Annotated in this window: 13 protein-coding genes and 3 pseudogenes; 10 read left to right on the top strand and 6 right to left on the bottom strand. The window is 48.9% G+C overall.

Annotated features, from left to right (window positions below; translation table 11 throughout):
- Positions 1 to 216 precede the first annotated feature (216 nt).
- The 3 genes from ACODR9_RS11070 to ACODR9_RS11060 all read left to right on the top strand — a co-directional run bounded on the left by ACODR9_RS11070 (position 217) and on the right by ACODR9_RS11060 (position 5581).
- On the top strand, positions 217 to 3837 hold the full coding sequence (locus ACODR9_RS11070; protein ID WP_488809321.1) for a hypothetical protein: 3621 nt from the start codon (positions 217 to 219) through the stop codon (positions 3835 to 3837).
- A gap of 681 nt (positions 3838 to 4518) precedes the next feature.
- Positions 4519 to 4830 carry a hypothetical protein gene (locus tag ACODR9_RS11065; RefSeq protein WP_488809319.1) on the top strand — a complete coding sequence of 104 codons (312 nt, stop codon included), beginning with the start codon at positions 4519 to 4521 and terminating at the stop codon, positions 4828 to 4830.
- 232 nt (positions 4831 to 5062) lie between these two features.
- Positions 5063 to 5581 carry a hypothetical protein gene (locus tag ACODR9_RS11060; RefSeq protein ID WP_488809318.1) on the top strand — a complete coding sequence of 173 codons (519 nt, stop codon included), beginning with the start codon at positions 5063 to 5065 and terminating at the stop codon, positions 5579 to 5581.
- Here the strand turns inward: ACODR9_RS11060 and ACODR9_RS11055 are convergent.
- Positions 5568 to 6718, bottom strand: a pseudogene (locus ACODR9_RS11055) (IS3 family transposase). The gene ACODR9_RS11060 and the pseudogene ACODR9_RS11055 overlap by 14 nt on opposite strands.
- Positions 6719 to 6799: 81 nt before the next feature.
- Entirely contained in the window at positions 6800 to 8398 is a 1599-nt protein-coding gene (locus ACODR9_RS11050; protein WP_488809317.1) for an SAVED domain-containing protein, read from the bottom strand.
- A gap of 293 nt (positions 8399 to 8691) precedes the next feature.
- Here ACODR9_RS11050 and ACODR9_RS11045 point away from each other — a divergent pair, with 293 nt between their 5' ends.
- From ACODR9_RS11045 to ACODR9_RS11035, 3 genes are read left to right on the top strand one after another with little or no spacing between them, the layout of a single operon-like run.
- Positions 8692 to 10020, top strand: a complete 1329-nt coding sequence (locus ACODR9_RS11045) for a nucleotidyltransferase domain-containing protein (protein WP_488809316.1) — start codon at positions 8692 to 8694, stop codon at positions 10018 to 10020.
- Positions 10021 to 10029: 9 nt separating this feature from the next.
- On the top strand, positions 10030 to 11718 hold the full coding sequence (locus ACODR9_RS11040; RefSeq protein WP_488809314.1) for a HesA/MoeB/ThiF family protein: 1689 nt from the start codon (positions 10030 to 10032) through the stop codon (positions 11716 to 11718).
- Positions 11715 to 12230 carry a Mov34/MPN/PAD-1 family protein gene (locus ACODR9_RS11035; protein WP_488809313.1) on the top strand — a complete coding sequence of 172 codons (516 nt, stop codon included), beginning with the start codon at positions 11715 to 11717 and terminating at the stop codon, positions 12228 to 12230. The genes ACODR9_RS11040 and ACODR9_RS11035 overlap by 4 nt, the downstream gene beginning before the upstream one ends.
- Before the next feature lie 96 nt (positions 12231 to 12326).
- Here the strand turns inward: ACODR9_RS11035 and ACODR9_RS11030 are convergent, their stop codons facing one another.
- Complete coding sequence (locus tag ACODR9_RS11030; protein WP_488809312.1) at positions 12327 to 12551, bottom strand: helix-turn-helix domain-containing protein; 225 nt, start codon at positions 12549 to 12551, stop codon at positions 12327 to 12329.
- 157 nt (positions 12552 to 12708) lie between these two features.
- Here ACODR9_RS11030 and ACODR9_RS11025 point away from each other — a divergent pair, with 157 nt between their 5' ends.
- Complete coding sequence (locus ACODR9_RS11025) at positions 12709 to 13170, top strand: hypothetical protein (RefSeq protein ID WP_488809311.1); 462 nt, start codon at positions 12709 to 12711, stop codon at positions 13168 to 13170.
- 568 nt (positions 13171 to 13738) lie between these two features.
- Positions 13739 to 14290 carry a 3'-5' exonuclease gene (locus tag ACODR9_RS11020; RefSeq protein ID WP_488809310.1) on the top strand — a complete coding sequence of 184 codons (552 nt, stop codon included), beginning with the start codon at positions 13739 to 13741 and terminating at the stop codon, positions 14288 to 14290.
- A 26-nt stretch (positions 14291 to 14316) separates the two neighbouring features.
- Here the strand turns inward: ACODR9_RS11020 and ACODR9_RS11015 are convergent.
- Positions 14317 to 14685 (bottom strand): annotated as a pseudogene (locus ACODR9_RS11015) (IS3 family transposase); the annotation flags it as partial.
- 147 nt (positions 14686 to 14832) lie between these two features.
- Between ACODR9_RS11015 and ACODR9_RS11010 the strand changes: the two are divergent.
- Positions 14833 to 15177, top strand: coding sequence for a helix-turn-helix transcriptional regulator (locus ACODR9_RS11010; protein WP_488809309.1), 345 nt, complete (start codon positions 14833 to 14835; stop codon positions 15175 to 15177).
- A 109-nt stretch (positions 15178 to 15286) separates the two neighbouring features.
- On the opposite strand, the pseudogene ACODR9_RS11005 reads toward ACODR9_RS11010, so the two are convergent.
- Together ACODR9_RS11005 and ACODR9_RS11000 are read right to left on the bottom strand one after the other, a co-directional pair.
- Positions 15287 to 15672: pseudogene (locus ACODR9_RS11005) on the bottom strand (transposase); the annotation flags it as partial.
- Positions 15673 to 16362: 690 nt separating this feature from the next.
- The gene (locus tag ACODR9_RS11000) at positions 16363 to 17610 is read right to left on the bottom strand and encodes a DUF1173 family protein (RefSeq protein WP_488809308.1); all 1248 of its coding nucleotides are present in this window, start codon (positions 17608 to 17610) and stop codon (positions 16363 to 16365) included.
- A gap of 795 nt (positions 17611 to 18405) precedes the next feature.
- Between ACODR9_RS11000 and ACODR9_RS10995 the strand changes: the two genes are divergently transcribed.
- The gene (locus ACODR9_RS10995; RefSeq protein WP_488809307.1) at positions 18406 to 20748 is read left to right on the top strand and encodes a UvrD-helicase domain-containing protein; all 2343 of its coding nucleotides are present in this window, start codon (positions 18406 to 18408) and stop codon (positions 20746 to 20748) included.
- Positions 20749 to 20797 lie beyond the last annotated feature (49 nt).

Raw genomic sequence — 20797 nt, 5'->3', positions numbered from 1 at the left:
ATTGGCTATCCCCGATAGCGTTTACGAAACAATACGTTCAACGGTTCAAGAGTGGCCTGAGGAGCAAGGTCTATTCGTCCATCCTGTCATCCATGCCAAATGGCATGCACAGCGCCTTCGAGATGTTCGGAGATGGAGCAGCGGGTGGTGCCATTTCCTGAGATACAGCGCTTTCATACGTAATATGTTTGGCTGAGAAAGTAGATAGGGGAAGTCGTGGTCGGATTCGAAATGGTGCGCCCGCTCGACGGAATGTGGGCTCCGCTGCAAGTGCGCATTGAGCTGAGGCAGATGTTCGAGCGCTGGCTGTCACGCTCACAGCACTCGCGTCCCAACTTTGGGCAAAACGAAATAGTCGATGAGCTCACTCTTCTCGACCTTTGCCAATACTACCGATTGGAGTATCCGGGCGGTGACGATGATATTGCTAAGAATTGGGATGAGTCAGAGCAGCGCATTGCGGAGGGAGGCCCGACGTTTGACGAACTCGTGCATTTGGGCTGGCTATTCTTTGACGGCAGTCGCTGGAGTATGCAGCACCCACCTATTGGCACATTTTCACATATTACCTACCCAACCCCGAGCACAAAGACCTTTCTAACTAGCCTTGGCAAGGTCCAACTTGTTGCAAAGACTGATACGCCACCACCTAATGCAAAAACGCTTGCAGTCCGAATAGTGAGCGAGAACTGGCTTGAGCGGCATATTCCTACCAAAGACCCGGATTGGCTTGTAGGCCGGCTATGGGAACGACTCTGTCCAAAGCCCCAACTTAATATTACGGGCAATAGCAACAGTGTATTGCAGGTAGCAATTCCTGTCGAAAATGAGGTTAGTGGTTCTTCGGTATTGCCAGAAGTTGATGCCAAGACCGTTGATAGAGCTTTCTTGGAGTGGTCCGCATGGTGTGCCGCTCTAGGCGGGGCTTGCGGATGGGATATTAACTGGGACGCCACTGAGATGCGGTACTGCCGTGAGGCAGCTCAACGGGTATTGGAGCGCCAAACTATTTGGGGCGCCTGGGACAATGATGCCGCGCGCTACGTAGACGTTCTTGAAAAGACGTTTGGGATTCCGCAGGACCAGCTTCGGTATTGCCGGACGCAGAGGGTGGTGCCACCTCGGACACTGGTATCTCAGGTCGACTGGCTGAAATGGCCTGAGGTCGAACATCTTATGATGGGGCGCCTCAGCTTGAGTACGGTCAGCTTTGCATTTGGCCTGCTCTGTTCCGAGCTTGAGAACACCGACATTGGGCCGAACATCACGCCTACCATGACAACGGTCCTATCGTTTTCAGCCGACTATCCGATGGCATTGCAACAACTATTGTTCCGAGTTGATATCGTGCCAGCGCTGTTGGTAGATATGCTGATGCATCAGCGTACCGCATGCTTGGCTACCAAGTTGGTCATTGAATGGCGTTCGAGATTAGGACGGAATAACGACCGCAATGCCAGCCGAGAAGCACAGACTAAAGCGTTTGCAGTTCAAGATGCGCTGTCGCTCTTGGCTTACCATTTACACGAAAGCAGACTTGACCTCGAGGAATACGCATCTTTGATTACTTGGTGCTATGCGAGCAGTTCTGGTAGTGGAATGGTAGTTGCAGATTCGAGGAAACCCACTGGGCATCAGCTTCTTGGGATGGTCGCAAGAGAAAAGGAAGAATTTCAATCTGTAGTGCTGCAGTACCTCATATCCCAGATGGCCTATGAGAATAACGTACCCCGGGCATGCTTTACAGGAGTGCTCAACGGGCTGAACTGTCTCCTTGACGTGCCAGTTAAGTACTCGCATACAATTGTCGCTTTGTATTCAAAGTTTGCGCGGGACCTGAACTTGGATTGGACCGACGCTCCTCACTTGTCAGCAGAACTGGCTGCGCGCCTAGTCGCCACGGCATTCGCACAGGACTCCTCCGCCCGAGATGCGCTGTTGGTTCCATTCGATAGTACAACGTGGCTGCGAGAGACTTCAGACGATGACAGACCAACTCTAAGCTTTTCCATTGCCCGAACCTTAAGAGAACACGTACGGTTGCTCGCACGCGCCGTGGCAGGTTGGCCTGACGAAGCCGTACCAACGGAGCTTTGCGATGCATTGCAAACACTTATTTCGCGCAGCGCCGTTGAGCACGCGGAGAAAGGACGTATCGGCGCTCTCACGGACAGGTACGGCCCAAGCCGCCTTCTTGGGCGTGAGGACGGTACGCCAGCACAAGACCTTGCTGCTGCGTGGCGTCGACTAGATGGATGTCATCAGGACGCCATGCTGCAGTCGCTGGCTCAGTCTGACGACCCGGTACTACTTGCCGAACTCAGCCAGTACTTACCGGCCGCAGCGAAGCCCATCATTCAAGCGAGGTTACGGCAGTTGAAGCCAGGGGAGGCTTCAACACCTTGGACTTGGCCCGAGTTACAGCACCGCATCGAGTCCTTGTTGGCTGCTGGAGAATACGGGCTAGCCCGTGAGCACCTGGATAATATTAAGCAGCACTTAGCGCGTGCTCCACAGGAGTTCCGGCTTGGCTTTTTTGGCCTGAAGCTTAGGCTATTTCTGCAGGAAAAGAACTGGGTCGCACTTGATAGCACGGTCGTTCCGTCGACACTCGATGTGTTCACTACACGACAAGCACAAGAACAACTCAACTTTTACAGGGCGACCTCCCAATTGCTTCGTCCGAACGGCAATCTAGTAGAAGCACGAGCCATGCTGGAACATCTCGCAGCGTCCCCAGGTGCGGCCTCTGCATATAAAGAAAATGTCTTTGCGGTTGCCATTCAGCAGCTCCTAGGACCAAACATTCATCCGTTGACGGGCCCCAACAAAATTACCGGCGAGGGCCTACTCGCAGAAGTCAATGCTATGGTTGCAGTGAACGAACAACAAGCTAGCAGCAGCTTGCTTGCGAACCGTGCACTACTCTTGCTGGCATTAAAAAGACCAGAGGATGCACTTGAGAGTGTGGTTGCGTGTCGCAGGGAGACTTCAAGCCCAAGCCTCGAACTCATCGCAGTACTCGCAACTGCTGAAATGGGGCGCCGAGCGGAGGCGATGGCAATATTAGATGCGGCCATTATTGAGTTTGGTGATGACGACCGACTGATTACGCTTAAGAACGACCTTGAAGCTGGTATTACTGCTGCAAGTGTTACATCGCTATCGACTACCCTAGATACGATTTCATCTATACGGTCAGCTTTGCAGCAGTTGACCATGCTTCAGCCTTCTCAGGTTGGGAACCTTCTCGGCCCCCCGGATGGTGGACTACGAGGCTATCTCGTGCGAGAAGTCTCTCGTGCCGTTGCCGCGCTTCAACACATGGCGTCGATGCTGCGAGACCGGAAAAACTCACAGGATGAAGCAAGGTTCGAGGACGACCTGAATACTGCTGTGCGAGAAGTGCTGGGAGCAAGGCTCGCCGTAGTCAAGTGGGATGTGGCTGACCAGTCACTCGGAGGAGCAACTTTAAATGACAATCCTGGTAAGCGGGATGCCGTTATTCGGGTATCTGGTCAGGAAATCTCCATCTATGAGGCGTTAGTCTGCACCAGTATTGACCGAACTAAGCTCAGGGAGCATTTTGACAAGCTATTGTCGTACGGTGTCTGCGATATCTATTTCCACGTTACTTACTCGTACGTGAAGAAGCTCAAACCTCTATTCGACCATGTCAGAAGTATGCTCGAAAAGGAGGTTCCTTCTGGTCTCACACTCCTCTACTGCGAGCGTCTGGCACCTCCCGATTACGAGACAAGCGGATATCTAGCTACCTACCAAGCTGACTACAGGGAGGTCACTGTGGTGTTCTTGATTGTTGACCTTAAGGCCTAGAAGTCACACTGCCATTAAAAATCTTCAAGACACTCTTGCAAGTGAAGAAAGTTTTAAAAAATTCACAATGATAGTAAAATCACAGTCGGTATATTTTTTTAATCAATAGGTACACTATGCACCTACCTACATATCTTATTTTGATGGCCTCCGCAGTTATCTACGGGCTGTATAAAACAATAATTCTATGGCAAACCAATTGGCTGCTATTTGCTGCATCTATCGTCATTACCATAGCCACCGTGGCAGGCACCATATTGCAAGCATCCAATGTAGATAGTTTTGAATTTAAGTGGATGCTTTGGTACGTAGCCCCTCTGGGATTACTAACTCTAAGTAGCATTTTGCAAAACACTGAAATTTCAGACACAGCAATGAAGATGGCCGACTTAAACCCGCCAAATCATATAATCCCAGGCACAAGTCAAGACTACAGACATGCTGTCACAGGCCATTTCATCTCAATGATTTTTCCTAGCTTTGCATTGTTATTTTCCAAATCCGTCCAATTCATCATCGACAAATTTTGTAGAAGATAGGATACCCAACACATATAAAGCAGCACCTGCGAAGGCGCGTTCCTAACATTAGGTGCCAGACTTAACTCACCCCCCTAGCCTTGCCAATTTATAATTTCCTTCATTAATTAATGGAAACACCTACCTTACAAAAGGAACAAAGATGAATTCGTATGAGAAAACATTGAAATCCCTAAAAGAAGTGAAATCTATGTCATCTCATCTGACAGCGCTTGGAAAAATTAAGGCAGCATCAGAGGATGCTTCACTAAATCATGCTATTGACTCACTTGTTCGGGTACTGCAACATGCACATGCAACTAGCAGGACCAAATCTACTCCTGTTTCGCTAGAGAGCTCAACAGTCCACGAAGCCAAAGCACTACTTCGATATTGCACCATAGCCATTGGTAGCAAAAAACCGGAATGGCAGATTCTCGCTGAACGACATGGTTGGACCCCTCCCCAAAGCTAACCAGACAGTCTGCAGGTGCCGTGCGCAGCTATATCTACCAGGCCCACAACCTCTACATTACTAAATGCCCACTTTTCTAACTTATCAATTTCCGCCAGGATTGACTCTTTTCTTTATCAAATAAAAGCATTGAGTACTCTTCTGAAGCCCAGCTTTCCTGCCTAAATTTTACATTAGTGGGATTGCGTTAATAACGATTGTCACTTAAACATTATTGGAATGTAACATCAAAATGAGATTTCGGGTCATCGAAACAACCCTTTCTATTGCTGCACGCACGCTTCTTAAAGAGCTGCAAGGCAGAATGTTTCATGTCACTTCTCCCGAGGCTTTTGTTAAGATTTGTGCATCAGGTGGAATATTCAGCAACAAGGATAGCCAATTTAGATACAACTGGACTGATAAATATTATTTCAAAAAAAAGGGTTGCCTATCAGTTGTTGACTTGGTCAATAACACTCGCCCTCGAGTAACAAGACGAAAGTTATTGAGCGATTACAAAATATTCGAACAAGCTTTTCCAGTAGTTGTCTTTATGTTTTTATCCCCCAGCGTGCACGCGAGGGCGATTACTTGGCTCCAGTACAAAAAAGAGAAAGCATATGGACTGCAAATTGTTCCAGAGCTGGAGTCTGGTATTCCAGAAAAAGTTTCACTGAGCGAGATAGATGATGTGTGGTTTATCACCCTTAAAGATAGAGTTACACTGCATGAAAAAATGAATCACCCCAGCTCCTCTAGATACTCTTGAGCCCTTGGAAATATTGCTTCTCAAGCTCTACCTGCGATAGGCCGTTTGCGGAACCATGCCGGCGTTTCGGATTGTAGAACATCTCAATGTAATCGAAGATGTCCCGCCGGGCTTCTTCCCTGTCGGGATAGGTTTTTCGCTTGACTCGCTCCCGCTTCAATAACTGGAAGAAACTCTCAGCCACAGCATTGTCATAGCAATTGCCGCGCCGGCTCATGCTCGGTACCAAGCGATGGGCTTTCAAGAAGTCCTGCCAATCGTAGCTACTGAACTGACTTCCCTGGTCGGAATGCACCAGTACCTCCTGCTTGGGCTGACGTCGCCATACCGCCATCAACAGGGCATTCAGCACCAGCTCTCTATCAATACGTGACTGCATCGACCAGCCAATGACCTGCCGCGAGAACAGGTCGAGCACCACCACCAGGTACAACCACCCCTCATGCGTGCGGATGTACGTGATATCCGTCACCCAGGCCTTATTCGGCGCATCCACAGTAAACTGGCGCTGCAGGTGGTTCGGCGCCACCACCTCCGAACGGCCACGGTAATGCCCAGGGCGTCGGTGGTAGCCCGTCTGCGAACGCAGGCCCTCCTGCTTCATCAGCCGTGCCACACGATGTTTGCCGCAGCGCTCTCCCTGTGCCTGCAAGTCGTCATATACCTTGCGGTAGCCATAGACACCGCAACCCCCGAGCTAGGCCTGCTTGGTTTGCCCCAGCAAGTGCTGGTCTTCGCGCACACGAGGTGAATGCGGGGAGGCTCTCAAGGCGTAGTAGCCACTGGGGTGCACTACCATGACCCAACACAGTTGTCGAACTGGAAATTGCTGCGCGTGGGCCCGGATGAAGGCATACCTTACCCGGACTCCTTGGCAAAGTATGCGGCGGCCTTTTTTAGGATGTCGCGCTCCTCGGTGACCCGTTTGAGCTCTGCCTTGAGGCGTCGAATTTCGGCTTGCTGGTCTGCAGGTTCGGCCGGTTAGGCGCGCTTGGGGTCGTAGCGTTTCAGCCATTGATACAGGCTGTGGGCAGATACGCCGAGGCGGCTGGCGACTTCGGCCACAGGGTAACCACGCTCGGTTACCTGTTTGACTGCTTCAATCTTGAACTCTTCGGGGAAACGCGGTTTGCTCATGACACCTCCTTGTGGGGCCCGGTGTGAGGCTCGCGAGGTGTCTAGGAAAGAAGGCGCGATTCAAACTTCCCGGGCTCATTTTCAAAGTACGGCTTGCTCACCACCAGGCCCCAAGACCACCGTTGATGAGATTTCTATAGTTTGCTTAAATGAGCCACCAAAGCCCCGGTCGGTTTCATAGCAGACATAGGTAGCTTGGTTTCGTGCTTGCATCTTCTGCCCAATCCGGAAACAGGCAGATGCCGGGGCACCTACAAAGATGTGAATGCGCTCGACTTTCCATTGGTCCTGGAGTGTCCGGATAGCCTCATCAAGTTTGACACCGAAAAGCTCCAAGTCTTTCGGATGCCCGATGGCATCCGAGCCAAGCCGGTCTGCGGTGACCTTGAGGGTGGGCAACTGCAACTGACCACTATCAAAGCATTGTATAGCCAGTCTATCGAGAGCAATGTCGAAAGTCAGGGATACTAGCAGGCATGCTTCACTCCCTCCGGAGAAGTCCTTGAGGACCTCCAAGTGATACTTGTCGAGGTTTGGTTCTGCAACATTAGATGGCCAGGCCCACTGACCACCCTGGTTGCCCGCTACTTGGTCTCGGTGGAACTGAAAGACTGAAACACCTGCAGTATCACCTATAAGCCGACCACCCAACATCAAAACTGAGGTGCCATGTACCGGGAAGACAGCAAGGTGAGGTCGTGCATGACCTCGCGCAGAACCATTCAAAAGGGCTTTCAGCCGGGGGATGTCGGTGGAAAGCGATTCAAAGAGACAGCCCCAGTATGCCACCGAATGTGGGTTGTGCTGAATGTAGCTGTTGTAACAGAAATATTCTGGCAAATCTCTACTAGGGCGTAGGCCAGCATTAAGCATTGCATCTTCGACGTTCCGCTTCGAGTAGTGATGAGGTTGCCCTGTAACGTTACCTATGAGCATGATTGGCTCGGCCGGCGGATACTGAAGGCCGGAAAGTAGGCGCTTTACATCAGAGGTGTTTCGGGCACGCATTGCACGAAGCTTTTCCGTTGTATAAAAGGCCGGAGCCACTCGGTCAATCAGTCGATGGCACTTATCGCAGAGCAACATGATGTTCTCGGCATCATCAGCTAACAGTGGTGACTGGACTGCGTCGCCTCGTGGGCCATCTACGGAGGAAGCAACGATATGTGCGAGATAGCTGTAATTAGCGTGCTCCTCTGTCGCGAAGTGTGATGACAGGTCTTCACCACACCCATCGAACTGGCAGCGCCATGCTGATGCCATGAACACCTTCTGAGCAGTTTTTGACTTCACCTCACCAGTACGCCCCTTGTAGGTGGTGGCACCGAGCATAGCTGCCTGCCAAGTCTTAACCACGCTTTTTTTTGCGGTTGTGACCACTAAGGTCGAGAGGTCTGCATCCTTTGGGTCGGCTGCAGTAGTCACTGCCCATTTGACAACCCCACGCCTGAAGTACGTAACCATGGCATTCAAAGAGTCAACACCGAGGTCACCAATTCCCTCAAAGACCCACACATCGGCTGAAGCTACCCTTGAACGCACACAGCAGGTGAACTGATTGACAACCACAAGAGCTTCTTTCCCGGTCGCCAAGAGGTCCCGGAGCAAATACGCTAATTCATCATCAGTGAGTCCGATAGAGTGCAGGGAAGATGCTGAACTGCCCCCAGAAACTGACATGCAAGAACTCCTAAAAAAGCCAGACGGACCATATTGAGGCGACTCTAAGATTTGAGCAAATAGTATATCCACTTGGTATTAAATATAGTATCGTCATTGATGGGAACGCAACGAAACCATGACTGAATTATCTCTATCAATTGCGCCCACCTTCTCATAGGCCGACAGGCGCCATGTGTTCGATACCGACTGTCCCGCAAGAGAATAACCATCTGGGGTCATGCCAATGGCTACAGCGTCCTTCCCACTACTGGGCGACGCCCCCAATCTCAATTCGCTGAAGGAGCTCTTGGATGACCATGTCTAAAAACGCAGCACTCGTTGAGAGCGCTATTGAACGCCGTCGCCGTGCCACTTCCGTTCTATCAAAGTCGTTGACACCCTCAATGGAAGGACTAGACGCTGTTCTACTCGACAGCATCGAAGGTTTCGGAAAACGGGTACATAGGGGGAAGAAGCGTGAGCCCTATGCGCACGCCTTGAGCCTAGTCAACGACCACATTACCGTGAAGCAAGATGTAATTGATGAGGCATCTGCTGCCTACAAGGACATTGCCAATCTATTGGCCTCAAAGCTGAACTGGCCTCTTAGTGCTATCAAAATCTTTCCTCAAGGTTCCGCAAGCACCAAGACGCTGATTCGTACTATTGGGAATCGTAAATTTGACATTGACGCTGTCTGCGAGGTTGATATTTCGAAGATTGAGGCTCAAAACCCAATGACATTCTTTGATTCTTTCGGCACCGCCCTAGATGGTTTGGATGTGGAGCAGAAAAAGCGTTGCTGGAAAATAAATCTTTCCAATAGGGCGTTCTATCTCGAATTTACTCCCTCAGTTCCTTTGCGGAATGTTCCATTGACTAGTCGACAGGTCCACGGGTTAAAAAATCCCGAACTTGAGTTTGTATCTACTGCATTGGCTGTGGTCGACACCCCGACAGAGAAATGGAAGACTTCAAATCCGGCAGGTATCCGGAACTGGGTCAATCGCGTTTCGGAAAAAAGCATTGTCCTAGTTACTGCAATGGAAGCATATGATAGCTTGCGTGCAAGCATTGAGCCGGTTCCCAAGCAAAGTGTTGAGGTTGAAGAAACACTGCGCGTGGCAATTCGCCTCTTCAAACGACATCGCGACATTAGCGTTCATCGTCACTATCTCACGGAGGAAACACAGCCAATCTCCATTATCTTGGTGACGCTTCTGACCGCATGCTATGAAGGTCTCGCTGACTTGATTGAGAATGGTATGCGAACGCCTTTCACTCACGTCGTGGATGCTCTTATTGCCCTAGCCGAACTGTTGCCAGAAATGATTCCCTATTATCCAGGATTGGGCTACTACTTGGCCAACCCAACGGTGGTTGATGAAAACTTTGCAGAGCGCTGGAACACAGACGAAGGTGAACGTGCAATGGCATTCAAGACTTGGTGTAGGCTCTTGCAAGCAGACCTTGCCTCCATTGCGGCATTAGACGACCCCAAAGAAATGACGACAAAGACCCTTGAGGTCTTCGGTTGTGCTGCTGCAGGTAGCCCTAAGGGCAGCGACGATAACTCATGGCCACGCCTGACAACTCCGGCACCTCCGTCACCGGCTCCACGCACTTCGGGCCTCGCATGACAAAGAATCATGAGTGTAGAAATTAAGGCTCTTACCAATGCGCTCGTGGGGGTGCTGGCTGAGCCGGTCACCCACAGGCGTGATGGTTCAATCGCGTGCCACCTTAAGCTCCCGAAGCTTTCTGCCGGTTACTCAATTGCGTTCGCAGAACTCATCCTGCCGAAAGGATTCCCTGAGCAGGCCATCGCGCGCATCCACCTCCCTTCAGATGCAGTGCTCCGAGTGCCACATGTCGAACATAATGGACTTCTCTGCATAGATGGCGACCCTGGACCAGGCCGCGGACTGGATGGGATTCAGCGCGTGCAGACACTCGTCCAGCGATTTTACACGGAGTTCCTCGCCCCCTGGAGTAACGGCGAACTAGACGGGGACTTTGCCAAAGAACCTCAAAACTATTGGGCTGTCAACGTTGCTCGACTTCGAACAAATGACGACACTGCGCGCGTTGTTTGGACTGTAGATAATGTTCCGCAGAAGCCACAGGTTCGCGAAGGCCTCCTGCTGCTTCCAACACGGCTCATCTTGGTAGGTAGTGGTGATAATCAATTTGTTCAGCGTATAGTTGCATCGCTTGGACAGCACGCAAAACAGCGTATGCGAGTCATCATCGCCGACATTCCAATATCGTACTCGTTTGTGCCAGAAACATGGCCCCGAAATGTAGATGCTTTGCTGCGGATACTAAGAGCGCGACTCAGCCCTGCAGACTATCACCGTTTCCTTGAACAGGGTCTTCGGCAACGGCGATTGCGTGAACATCGGGTAGCCCTGTTCCGAAATTGCGAGGGAGGGTTCGCATTTGTTCTGCCCGGCGGCCCACCCGTTATTCATCAAGAAGTTGGCCACTACCGCGCGAGGTGTTCACGCCCGGCCATGCAGCCGCTATTGGTTGAACGCGTTGACCCAGATTGGGCAGTCGGTCGGGACCAGATTTCGCAGGTACCCGCTAGACAAAGGAAGCATGTAGTCGTATTCGGTGCAGGAGCCCTCGGTAGCCCGGTCGTTGAACAACTGGCAAAGGCGGGTATTGGTCATATCACGCTTGTTGATTCAGACACAATGGAGACCGCGAATTTAGGACGCCACCTACTCGGTATTCAGTATATCGGCTATGCAAAAGCCAAAGCTGTCGCTGATGACGTCAAACGGAACTACCCGTATTGTCTCATTAAACCCTTCATCGACAAGGCCGAGCGATGGCTACAGTCCAACTCACTGAAAGACATTGATGTAGTTTTGGATTTAACAGGGGAGCCTGAGGTGCGATGGCATCTAAATGAGGCGCGGCGAAAACAGCCATGTCCACTAATTATTGGTTGGATGGAGCCGTTCGTCGCGGCAGCGCATGTTTGCATGCTGACACCTGAAACGCTTTGGTACTCGGAACAGGCCTGCATGGAAGACAGGCTCAACTCGCTCGAAGCAGTCGATTGGCCAGAGGACGTTATTCGACAAGTTCCTGGGTGCAGCAGTCGCTTCCAGGCCTACACTTCAGCTAACGCAGCATATGCAGTGGCATTGGTCTCAGAAAATGCGCTTCGGGTGGTCGACGGTGAAGTGGATAACTCCAAAGTTCTGAGTTGGGTAAGGGGCCGACAATTTCTGGATAAGCATTGGCCTATGTTGACGTATAGGGACTGGGCTGCTGACGCTGCGCAACATGTCGGTGTAACGAAAGAGCGGCCGTTCATATGAGTTGTCGCACGTTCTTTTCACCCGACAGGGCACGCTATGTTTTATTTACCGAGAGTGTGCTTCAGCATATGTACGACTATGCGCAACGTACATGGAACCAAACTGAAGCAGGAGGCGAAATCTACTCACCGACGCCGTACTCCTCAAGTCTGCTAGTCGATGCCGTCACAGGACCCCATCCGGAAGACCATCGCCGCTGGCATTCGTACAATCCGGATGTTGAAGCCGCGACGCGAGCACGCAATACTGAATATGAACATGGTCGACACGCAATCGGCCTGTGGCACACGCATCCGGAGTCCCGGCCCAGCCCATCTAGGCAAGACAGGATGACAACGGAAGACTATCTTCGAGCCTTTGGCAAGGACCGCGAATTGTATCTTAATGTCATAATTGGTAATCGCGGCCAAACACCAGCGATTGCAGTCTGGTCTGCAGATAAATGTGGAAACTGGCAGTGTTGGGCTGAGTTCCATGGCCAGCCGGTCGAGTTGCCGATGAAATACTGTTGATTCGATAACCAGTCAGCTAGCTCGAAGAGGTGTTACCCCCATAATTGACACCTCTTTAGGATGCGGAAATTCTCCTTAGTCAAGCTAGCGAAGAAGCTACTTCACCAGATGCTCAGCATCTGAAAGCAATGTGGCCGCAGAAACTTCAAGTGCATCAGCAATTTGCCAAAGTGTATCGACGGACATCACAACATTACTTCGCTCAATACGTCCCATAGCATTCCTATGAAGCTTTGCAGCTTCTGCAAGCTTTTCTTGTGACATGTTACGTTGTAAACGGGTTCGTCTTATTACAGCTGCCAGTGCTTCTATTCGATTCATACCTGAGTCCCAGTTTTTGCCGAGTGTCAGGTGTTTTCATGCTAGAATCTACACACCATAGTGTTCCACACTATAGTGTTCATCCATCTTCTGACATACCATAATCAGTTACTGCGCTTAGGGGGCTGAATGGTAAGCAACAGTGAAGGCATGCTGTATGAGATTTCGCCCAAATAGGTTTCGCAAACATCTCAATGATGACTGGCATTCGCAGTTGCTTAACGCATTGCAATTAGCAAGAGAATCGACCGACTCTCAAGACCTTCTACAAAACATTTCCATTCTAGAACATAAGCTTACCGAAGAAGATGTGTGTAACCATACAGTCACCGCTTCCCTAGCTGCTTCTGAGCGCTACAGTGGAAAGTTTTTACTACCATTCGTTCAAAAGTGCTGTGATGTAGAACCTTCCACCGTCTGCCTACGGCAGGATGGCAGCATTGAAATTACAATTACAGCACGTGGTTCTCGGTATCACGTACAAAAAATGGCAGAAGCCATATTAGCTGCAGGCATTGCAGCTGCTCGCCGCCAGTTTCTGCTTGAAGATTTACTTAGAAATACTGAATCCACACTGACTCGAGGCGTCGAGAAGACTCAGATGAGTGACCGGTTGTAGCTGTGCCAATTGGTGGTTTGGTACTAGGAAGGGAGGGGCTTGCTCATGCCGTCATTCTACCTAACGGGCACAAGCTCTGATTTTATGCAACAAAGCCCCTGTCCACAACAACGTGGGCAGACAAGAGAGTGCAGATAGAACCATTGTCTCACTTCGAACTGCAAAAACGCGAAAGCTGCTGAGTAAAGCTGCTCGAACCGCCCGAGCCCCCTGCCCTTCCATCGGTGATAACCACTGAGGCCGACATCCAGCAGCTCACCCAGAGCTTGGCCCGGGCAATAGAGTTGGTTCCGCTAGATATACACACTTGAATAATGTAATGGCATACCAATATATGAAAAATATATCAACCTCATGGCGGCATGTGGATTCGCCAGCAACGAAAAAGCTCAACTTACTTACGCAGGGGAAATGGCGACTATTCGCACACGGCTGTATCCTGCTGCGGTAGCCATGGCGTTTCCCAGCTCACCCCTAACTGCAGACCACTTCCATCAGGCCGCTCAAGAACTACAGCCTTCGCCAGTAATGGCTAACTGATTCAATAACCGTTGACCGGAGTAGAACAATGAGCAAAAAACGAGAAGCCTTTATTTCGGTAGATATTGAGACGGCAGGCCCCATTGTTGGTGAGCACAGCATGCTCACCTTGGGTGCCTGCTTGGCATACAACCCCGAAATTGACTTCTCGGTCATGCTCAAACCGATTAACGACAAGGCGGTTGAAGCGGCCTTACAAGTGTCAGGTTTGACGCTAGAACAGGCTCAACGGGATGGCCTTGAGCCGGTAGCAGCTATGACGCAATTTAGTACATGGGTTGCTGAAAATGTCCCGTCTGGGTCAACTCCAGTTTTCGTCGGACTCAATGCTCCGTTTGACTGGTCATTCGTCAACTACTACTTCCTAAAGTATCTCAACGAGAATCCATTTGGCTTCACCGCACTGGATATCAAAGCATTATTCATGGGGGCGACAGGATGTAGTTGGTACGAAACAAAATCAAGTTCCATTGATAAGCATGTACATTCGTCACTCCAAGGTGACCATGATGCCTTACACGATGCCAAATATCAGGCCGAACTATTCCGACTTGTGTATGGACTGAGTCAGCAACGCTAATCACCCCATGAATCGCTCCGGCTTCTCTAGACACTCTTGAGCCGTTGGAAATATTGCTTCTCAAACTCTACCGGCGATAGCCCGTTTGCGGAACCATGCCGGCGTTTCGGGTTGTAGAACATCTCGATGTAATCGAAGATGTCCCGCCGGGCTTCCTCCCGGTCGTGATAGGTTTTTCGCTTGATACGCTCACGCTTCAGCAACTGGAAGAAACTCTCCGCCACAGCATTGTCGTGGCAGTTCCCGCGCCGACTCATGCTGGGTACCAAGCGATGTGCCTTCAAAAAATCTTGCCAGTCGTAACTGCTGAACTGACTTCCCTGTTCCGAATGCACCAGCACCTCCTGCTTGGGCTGACGACGCAATACCGCCATCAACAAGGCATTGCTGCACAGTAACCAGACAAGATGCAGTCAAGCAGCACCTGAATTATTGGGTCATATCTAGCCCAGTATCCCGGTTTGCGAGTCAAATATGGCACATTACTTGACGCCCCCCATTTGGGCCTAATATGACACACTAACAGCCATAGCGAGCCATATATGACCCAACATGCCAAGAGATTTTCTGAGCCAGTACCGAGCGAGGTTCGCACCCTCCTCGCAGGTCTCGGCCAGCGGGTGCGAACCGCACGTGTGCGACGCGGCTTGAGCACCGAGACTTTTGCGCAGGAGTGCGGCATTGGGCGGCGCTCGCTTTACCGCATTGAGACGGGGGACCCTGGTGTGGCACTTGGAACGTTCCTGGCTGTACTGTGGAAGCTCGGATTATTGGAGTCGGTACAGGGCGTAGCCAACCCGGATGATGATGAGCACGGCAAAATTCTCGAGGCGGCCCGCCGGCCGGAGCGCGTGCGAATTCCAGTAGCGCAATACAATGATTTCTGAGATGGAGTAAGCGATGCCACCAAAAGAACAGCTTTGTTATGCCTACGTACAGCTGCCGGGCACCTTCGAATGGGTACCATGCGCATCCTTGAGGATAAAGAAAGTCGCCACCCATCATCTTGATGCCGGTGCTATCCACCAATAGATGCAGACAACCTTGCTTCTTCTGCACCGGGATGCGCACCTGCAGGTCTTTCCGCCGGTGGGAAAGCGTGCTGAAGTCGGGAACGGCCCAGTCAAGTCCAGCCAGGTGCAACATGCTTTCGCCCATGCCTGTAGCTTGCCATCGCGCCAGACCAAAGAGGCATTTGATGGTGAGGCAGAACTGAATGGCGGCGGCGGAGAAAGTTGGCTGACGCCCCCGCTTGCCAGTAGCGGGGCCAGCCAATTCATGTCTTTGTCGAGCCAGAGGAGTAACTGCCCTTATTGCTTGAGGGCCTGGTTGTAGGCTTGCCAGTTGATGGTTTGGTACTTGGGAGGGAGGGGCTTGCTCATGCGGTCATTCTACCGGACGGGCTCAAGCCCTGATTTGTGCAACAAAGCCTATCGAAGAAGAAACTCCATATGCTCTGCTCGGACAAGGGGTATACATGGGGGTGTTCGATAATGTGGCCAAAAACCTAAATGGGAGCCGTGGCTTAAAACGCGCCCACAAACTAATCCAACATCGCCCAGCACCTGCATTCCTTACAGTTTTAAATCCCCAGATAAAAACCAAACGCCAGTACAGCTACTAACACACGACACGGCTTACATCTTCGATATGTATGGCGAATATGGTCGAAATAGGTTCTACTTCTGCATCAAGAAAGATACTCGGGGGAAAGGTTACCTATCCAAGCGAAGTCCACGAGGGAAGTGCTCATCAGAGCCTCTGTAAGGGATGAGTCGACATCTAGGTGCAAAACTAAAACCAGACTTTTACTCCTTGTCGCTCAATTAGTAGGCACATAACCTAGGTAATTTCACAGGTATGACAGACTATTCTGGGTTTTGAACTTATATTTCCCTATTAACAGCAACCACTTTCCAGTTAACAGACTATTACCGGTTTAAGCTGCGAAGGAAAAACAGCTCCAGATGAAAGCCCACAATTTAGTCTTTCGTGACACAATAAAGTCTGTTGAAGGGCTCTGATAGCTAGGTCACCAAGCTGGCTTGGCTATCTTGTGGCCCATACAAAAACTACACAGCACGGGGCAACGGATTCTCCTCCAACCACTGAGTCAGAGTACCGCAGGCTACTGCATCCCATTCCCAGCAAGTAAACGGGTATTCCTCACTGGCGTAGATAAATCGCTTTTCCTGCTTACGTTTCAGATAATCGGGAGTCACCATTCCATATACTTCAACGACTATGGGTTCAGGAGTATCGAGAAGCACAAAATCCGGATGCACCTGCATATCTCGGTCAGCCTGATACCTAAGCGGCTTCTTGAACCACCGGCTACGATGGACAAGCTCATGGGCGAAATCCCGCTCATACCTGGAGTCAAACGGCACATGCTCCGCTACGACCGGCATGAGTACAATTGAGCTGATTCTGGCGTAGCTCTTTGTGCCGTATGGTTGAGCGATACCAAGTGCGATAACATCGTGACCGTCAGCTTGTGAGTAAGCGAGCTCTTCGCTAAAGCTTAGCCTTATCGAGTCGAGTACAGGTTTGGCGCAGTTAGTAAAGAGCGACAAGTTAACCCCAAACATCGCCCTCATCGAATAGTCATTAGCTTCCGCTGCCATTAGAGCCGTTACATCCGCCGATTTAAGCCGAGTGATAAACAACACAAACCTGCTCTTCTTCCGAGCTTCGCTGAACTTTGCGAAATTTCGTGCATTCTGGTTTGGCGTTTCAGCGTGTAACGGCAGTAGTAGAAGGTCAGACAGGCCATACTCCAGGTTATTGAGCCCAGTCGGGCGGATACCATAGGCGGCTTGGCGGAGTTTCGTCCATAACGAATCCACTGGGAGGTCTGGATTGAAGATATGCAACCCAGCTCGCTCCCACAACAGGTGGAGTAATCCCAATTCCGTCATACGGTTTACAACCCTACGCGATGGCCCCCTTTTGAAGTGGAATGTTGACGCAGTAGGTACCACAGACTCGGCTGATTTCTTCAATGGTTTAGCCAACCTTACCAGTAATTCTTCATCGGCACTCTTGACCGCTTCCAAGGTGTAGCCCCAAGACGCTACATCAGTGGAAGTTAAGTCGTGGTGGCGACATAGCTTGTCATGGAGGCTGCCTGTACTCTTGTCTTTGGCTGGAAAGTAATTACTTCCACGCCGAGAAATATACATGGACGGTCGGCATGGATGGCAGAGACAGACCACTTCACCCGCTCTGCCTACCAAGGGGCTAAGTAAGTCATTAATAGCTTTATTCGATAAGGCGGAGAGGTCTACTACTTTTTTGGAAATTTCGTACTGAGCCATAGCTTGCCTGGTGAGAGTTATGAAAATTCAGTATAGGACCCTTAGCACGACGGACGATTTTAAGCCAGGCATCACCTCGCACACCTCCGACGTCTCCCCGGTAGGGAGTAGCACGCTATTTTAGCTGCATTTTAAGGAAGCATTGCAAAAAGGCCGCTAAAAAGCGGCCTTAAAGTTTGTTACTGGAGTGCAAGACCTTTTGAGCATCAGCGACATCATGGTGTTCAATCTGAGCAGAGTTGAGGACCCTTTCGAAGCCGGAACACATTATCTGGGTGACCTAGCCCCAGCAGAGGTGGGCTTCCTCATGAAGCTCATTGAAAAGTGAAATGTGTCTTTATCATGCATAAGTTCGCTATACGGTTATGTAGGAAACAACCGGAGAAAGACATGTCGCTCGTCAAAATATTCTGCAATTACAGTAGTTACACTTTCTTAAAGAAGCAATTCCGTAGGAATTGCCGTTTAGCTGTAGGAAAACTGACGTTACCTCCACTCCCAATTTATTGGGACCGATTGGAGAAAATAAAATGGAACCCTCTGGCTATAAAAAGAGGTGACTGGTCAACTTCTTGGCCAGTACAATCACTAGAGGACCTTGAGCTATTTTACGAGCTACGAGGAATGGCAGAAATTTCTGAAAAGCATTATCATTTATTTTACTTGCACCTAGAGCACCTATTTGGCAATGCCCCTAAGCCAGTTCGTCCAAACTGGCTGCGGGCCTGACTCAGACGACCACCTCTTGGTGGTCGTCATATTATTTCATTTTCAAACTAATGAGAATTACAAGGTATGATGACCCTGATAGTCAATTGGCTCAAATCATTTTTTATAATAAAAAAGGCCAAAAATAAGCTAACAACCCATGTCAAAAAAACAAAAATTCAATTAGTTACAAAAAAACCTGAAGCTGTCATGCCAATGGCAACAGCGTTGCTTTATCAAGGAAAAAACTCTATCACCATTAATGAAGAAGTAATTCAACTTTCACTGAAAATATTACACCACGAGAGAAATGGAAAGAAGATTGGCCCGAGCTCTAGCCAAGAAAAAATTATCTTCAATAAAAATATTGCAACTCTAGTCGGCGCTGGTGCCGGCTCAGGAAAATCAACAACCTTAGTTAGTCGCATTCTTTTCCTGCACAAATTCTGCAAAGTGCACCTAACTGAAATGTCCGTCTTTACTTTTACACGCAAGTCACGGGCAGACTTCATATCCAAGCTTTCTAAAGAGGCCACTCGTTGGGGAATAAATATTCCTGAGGAAAAAGCTAGAACAATCGTCAGGACATTCCACTCTAAAGTTTTAGAAGCTGCTCGAGACACATTAGACCCTAGAAGTAAAATATTTGAATTCCTTGATGAAAAATCTAATGCACCTGCCGAAGTTAATGAAGCAATTGAAAAGGCAAATACAATATCATCCCTCTTTAAATTTAAGCTTACAGCACCTCAAATTGACATCTTAAAAGAAGTATACAACGAGTGCTATAAATCAGATAACGCATTCAAAGACTCCATTAAAAATTTATTTATACATGCCTGCATTACTCAAACAGAAATCGAAGAAGAACAATTCAGGAAAAAGATAAAATTCATCAGCAGAGCAAGTAAATACGACAATTCCCTATGCCGCCACTTAGAAGAGAAATGGGCGGAAATGGGATGCTGGCCTATTCCCGGCATATTAACAAGAGATAAAAATGAGTTGCAATGTAAATTAGAATGCCTAGAGGAAATTTTCTATGCAAATGGTTACATCCCGGAATCTGATACGTATGTAATACTTGGGCAATATGACAAAATAAGTTCAAAAGAAATTATTGTAGATGAAAAGAAATTTTCACCACTATTTGCAGCAATAAACAAGCGTGACTATCTAATCATTCTTAACGACAAGCGTATCCGCTACATCAAAGACAAAGATGACTACGCTAGGCTATGCGAGCAATTATCCATAATAAAAACAGGAAAGGGCTACGATAGTCCAGTCCTTGAAATTATCACACCCGGCGAGCGCGATACAAGCCCAGCCTTTATTGCCCTCCACAAATTTGGAATATTTTCTGAAAATATAGGAATAAAGCCTGATGAACTTTACGATAGACTTGCATCCAAACTGAATAGTATTGAATTTGATTTCATTTATGCAACTTCAGTATTCTATAAAGCACTCTACAAGTTACTAGAAGAAAGAAAAATAGTAACTTTCAATCAGCTATTTCTACGTATAAGTGAAGATACGGAGATGCAAAAAAAGGTGGATTTAGGAACCTTATTTAGCATGAAACACCTTATGATTGATGAATTTCAGGACATCTCCCCAATAATTGTAAAATTTGTTATTGCCATGCATACCGAGTTAAAAAGGCGAACAAAAGATAGGGAGCAACCAACTCTACTTTGCGTGGGTGATGATTGGCAGTCAATCTATGGCTGGAGAGGTAGTTCGCCACACTTTTTTTTAGATTTCCCTAAGTTCTTTAAAGGTGCAGATGCTACCCCCCTTTATCTGAATGAAAACTATAGGTCATCTCAGCTTATAATTAATGCCGCCGAGAGATTTATACACCGAATATCTGAGGAAGATAGAAGCGTAAAAAATGGTCGCGCAGAAAATAGTGAAGTAAAAGAAATAAATCACCCACTACTTTGCATATCAAGCTACAAAAATAACGACATCGAAACGGCAATTGAACTACTACTCAACCTTGCAAAAAAGAATGAAAATGTCTATTTACTTTCTAGAAAAACAACAGACTGTCAAGCATATGAAAAAATAAAAGACAAAAGATTCTTAGCCACTACGATTCACCAAAGCAAAGGATTAGAGGCTGAATATGTAATAATTATTGGAGACTGTCAAAGCTTTGGCACCAACTCCCTTAAAAATATACTCTACCACGAGGCCGGCTTTAAGAGCTCATTCGATAAAATGCAAAATGATGAGATGCTACGCCTTGCTTATGTTGGCGTGACAAGAGCTAAGAAAATATGTATCTGGTTTGGAGAACCAAAACATCGTGGGGTTCTTAATAAAGCACCAGCAGATGGCACCAGTCGACACGACATTTCTAGTCAGGAACTAATCTCATACTTAGAAAAACTATCCACAGAACAAGAGCATGCTTAGTCTATATACATAAAATACCATTCCTTTATTAAGCCACCCAGCAGGCGTC

It is taken from the genome of Aquitalea sp. FG25 (genome assembly GCF_057809375.1).
Note: the sequence above shows the minus strand (reverse complement) of the source record. Positions and strands in the feature narration are given on the sequence as shown.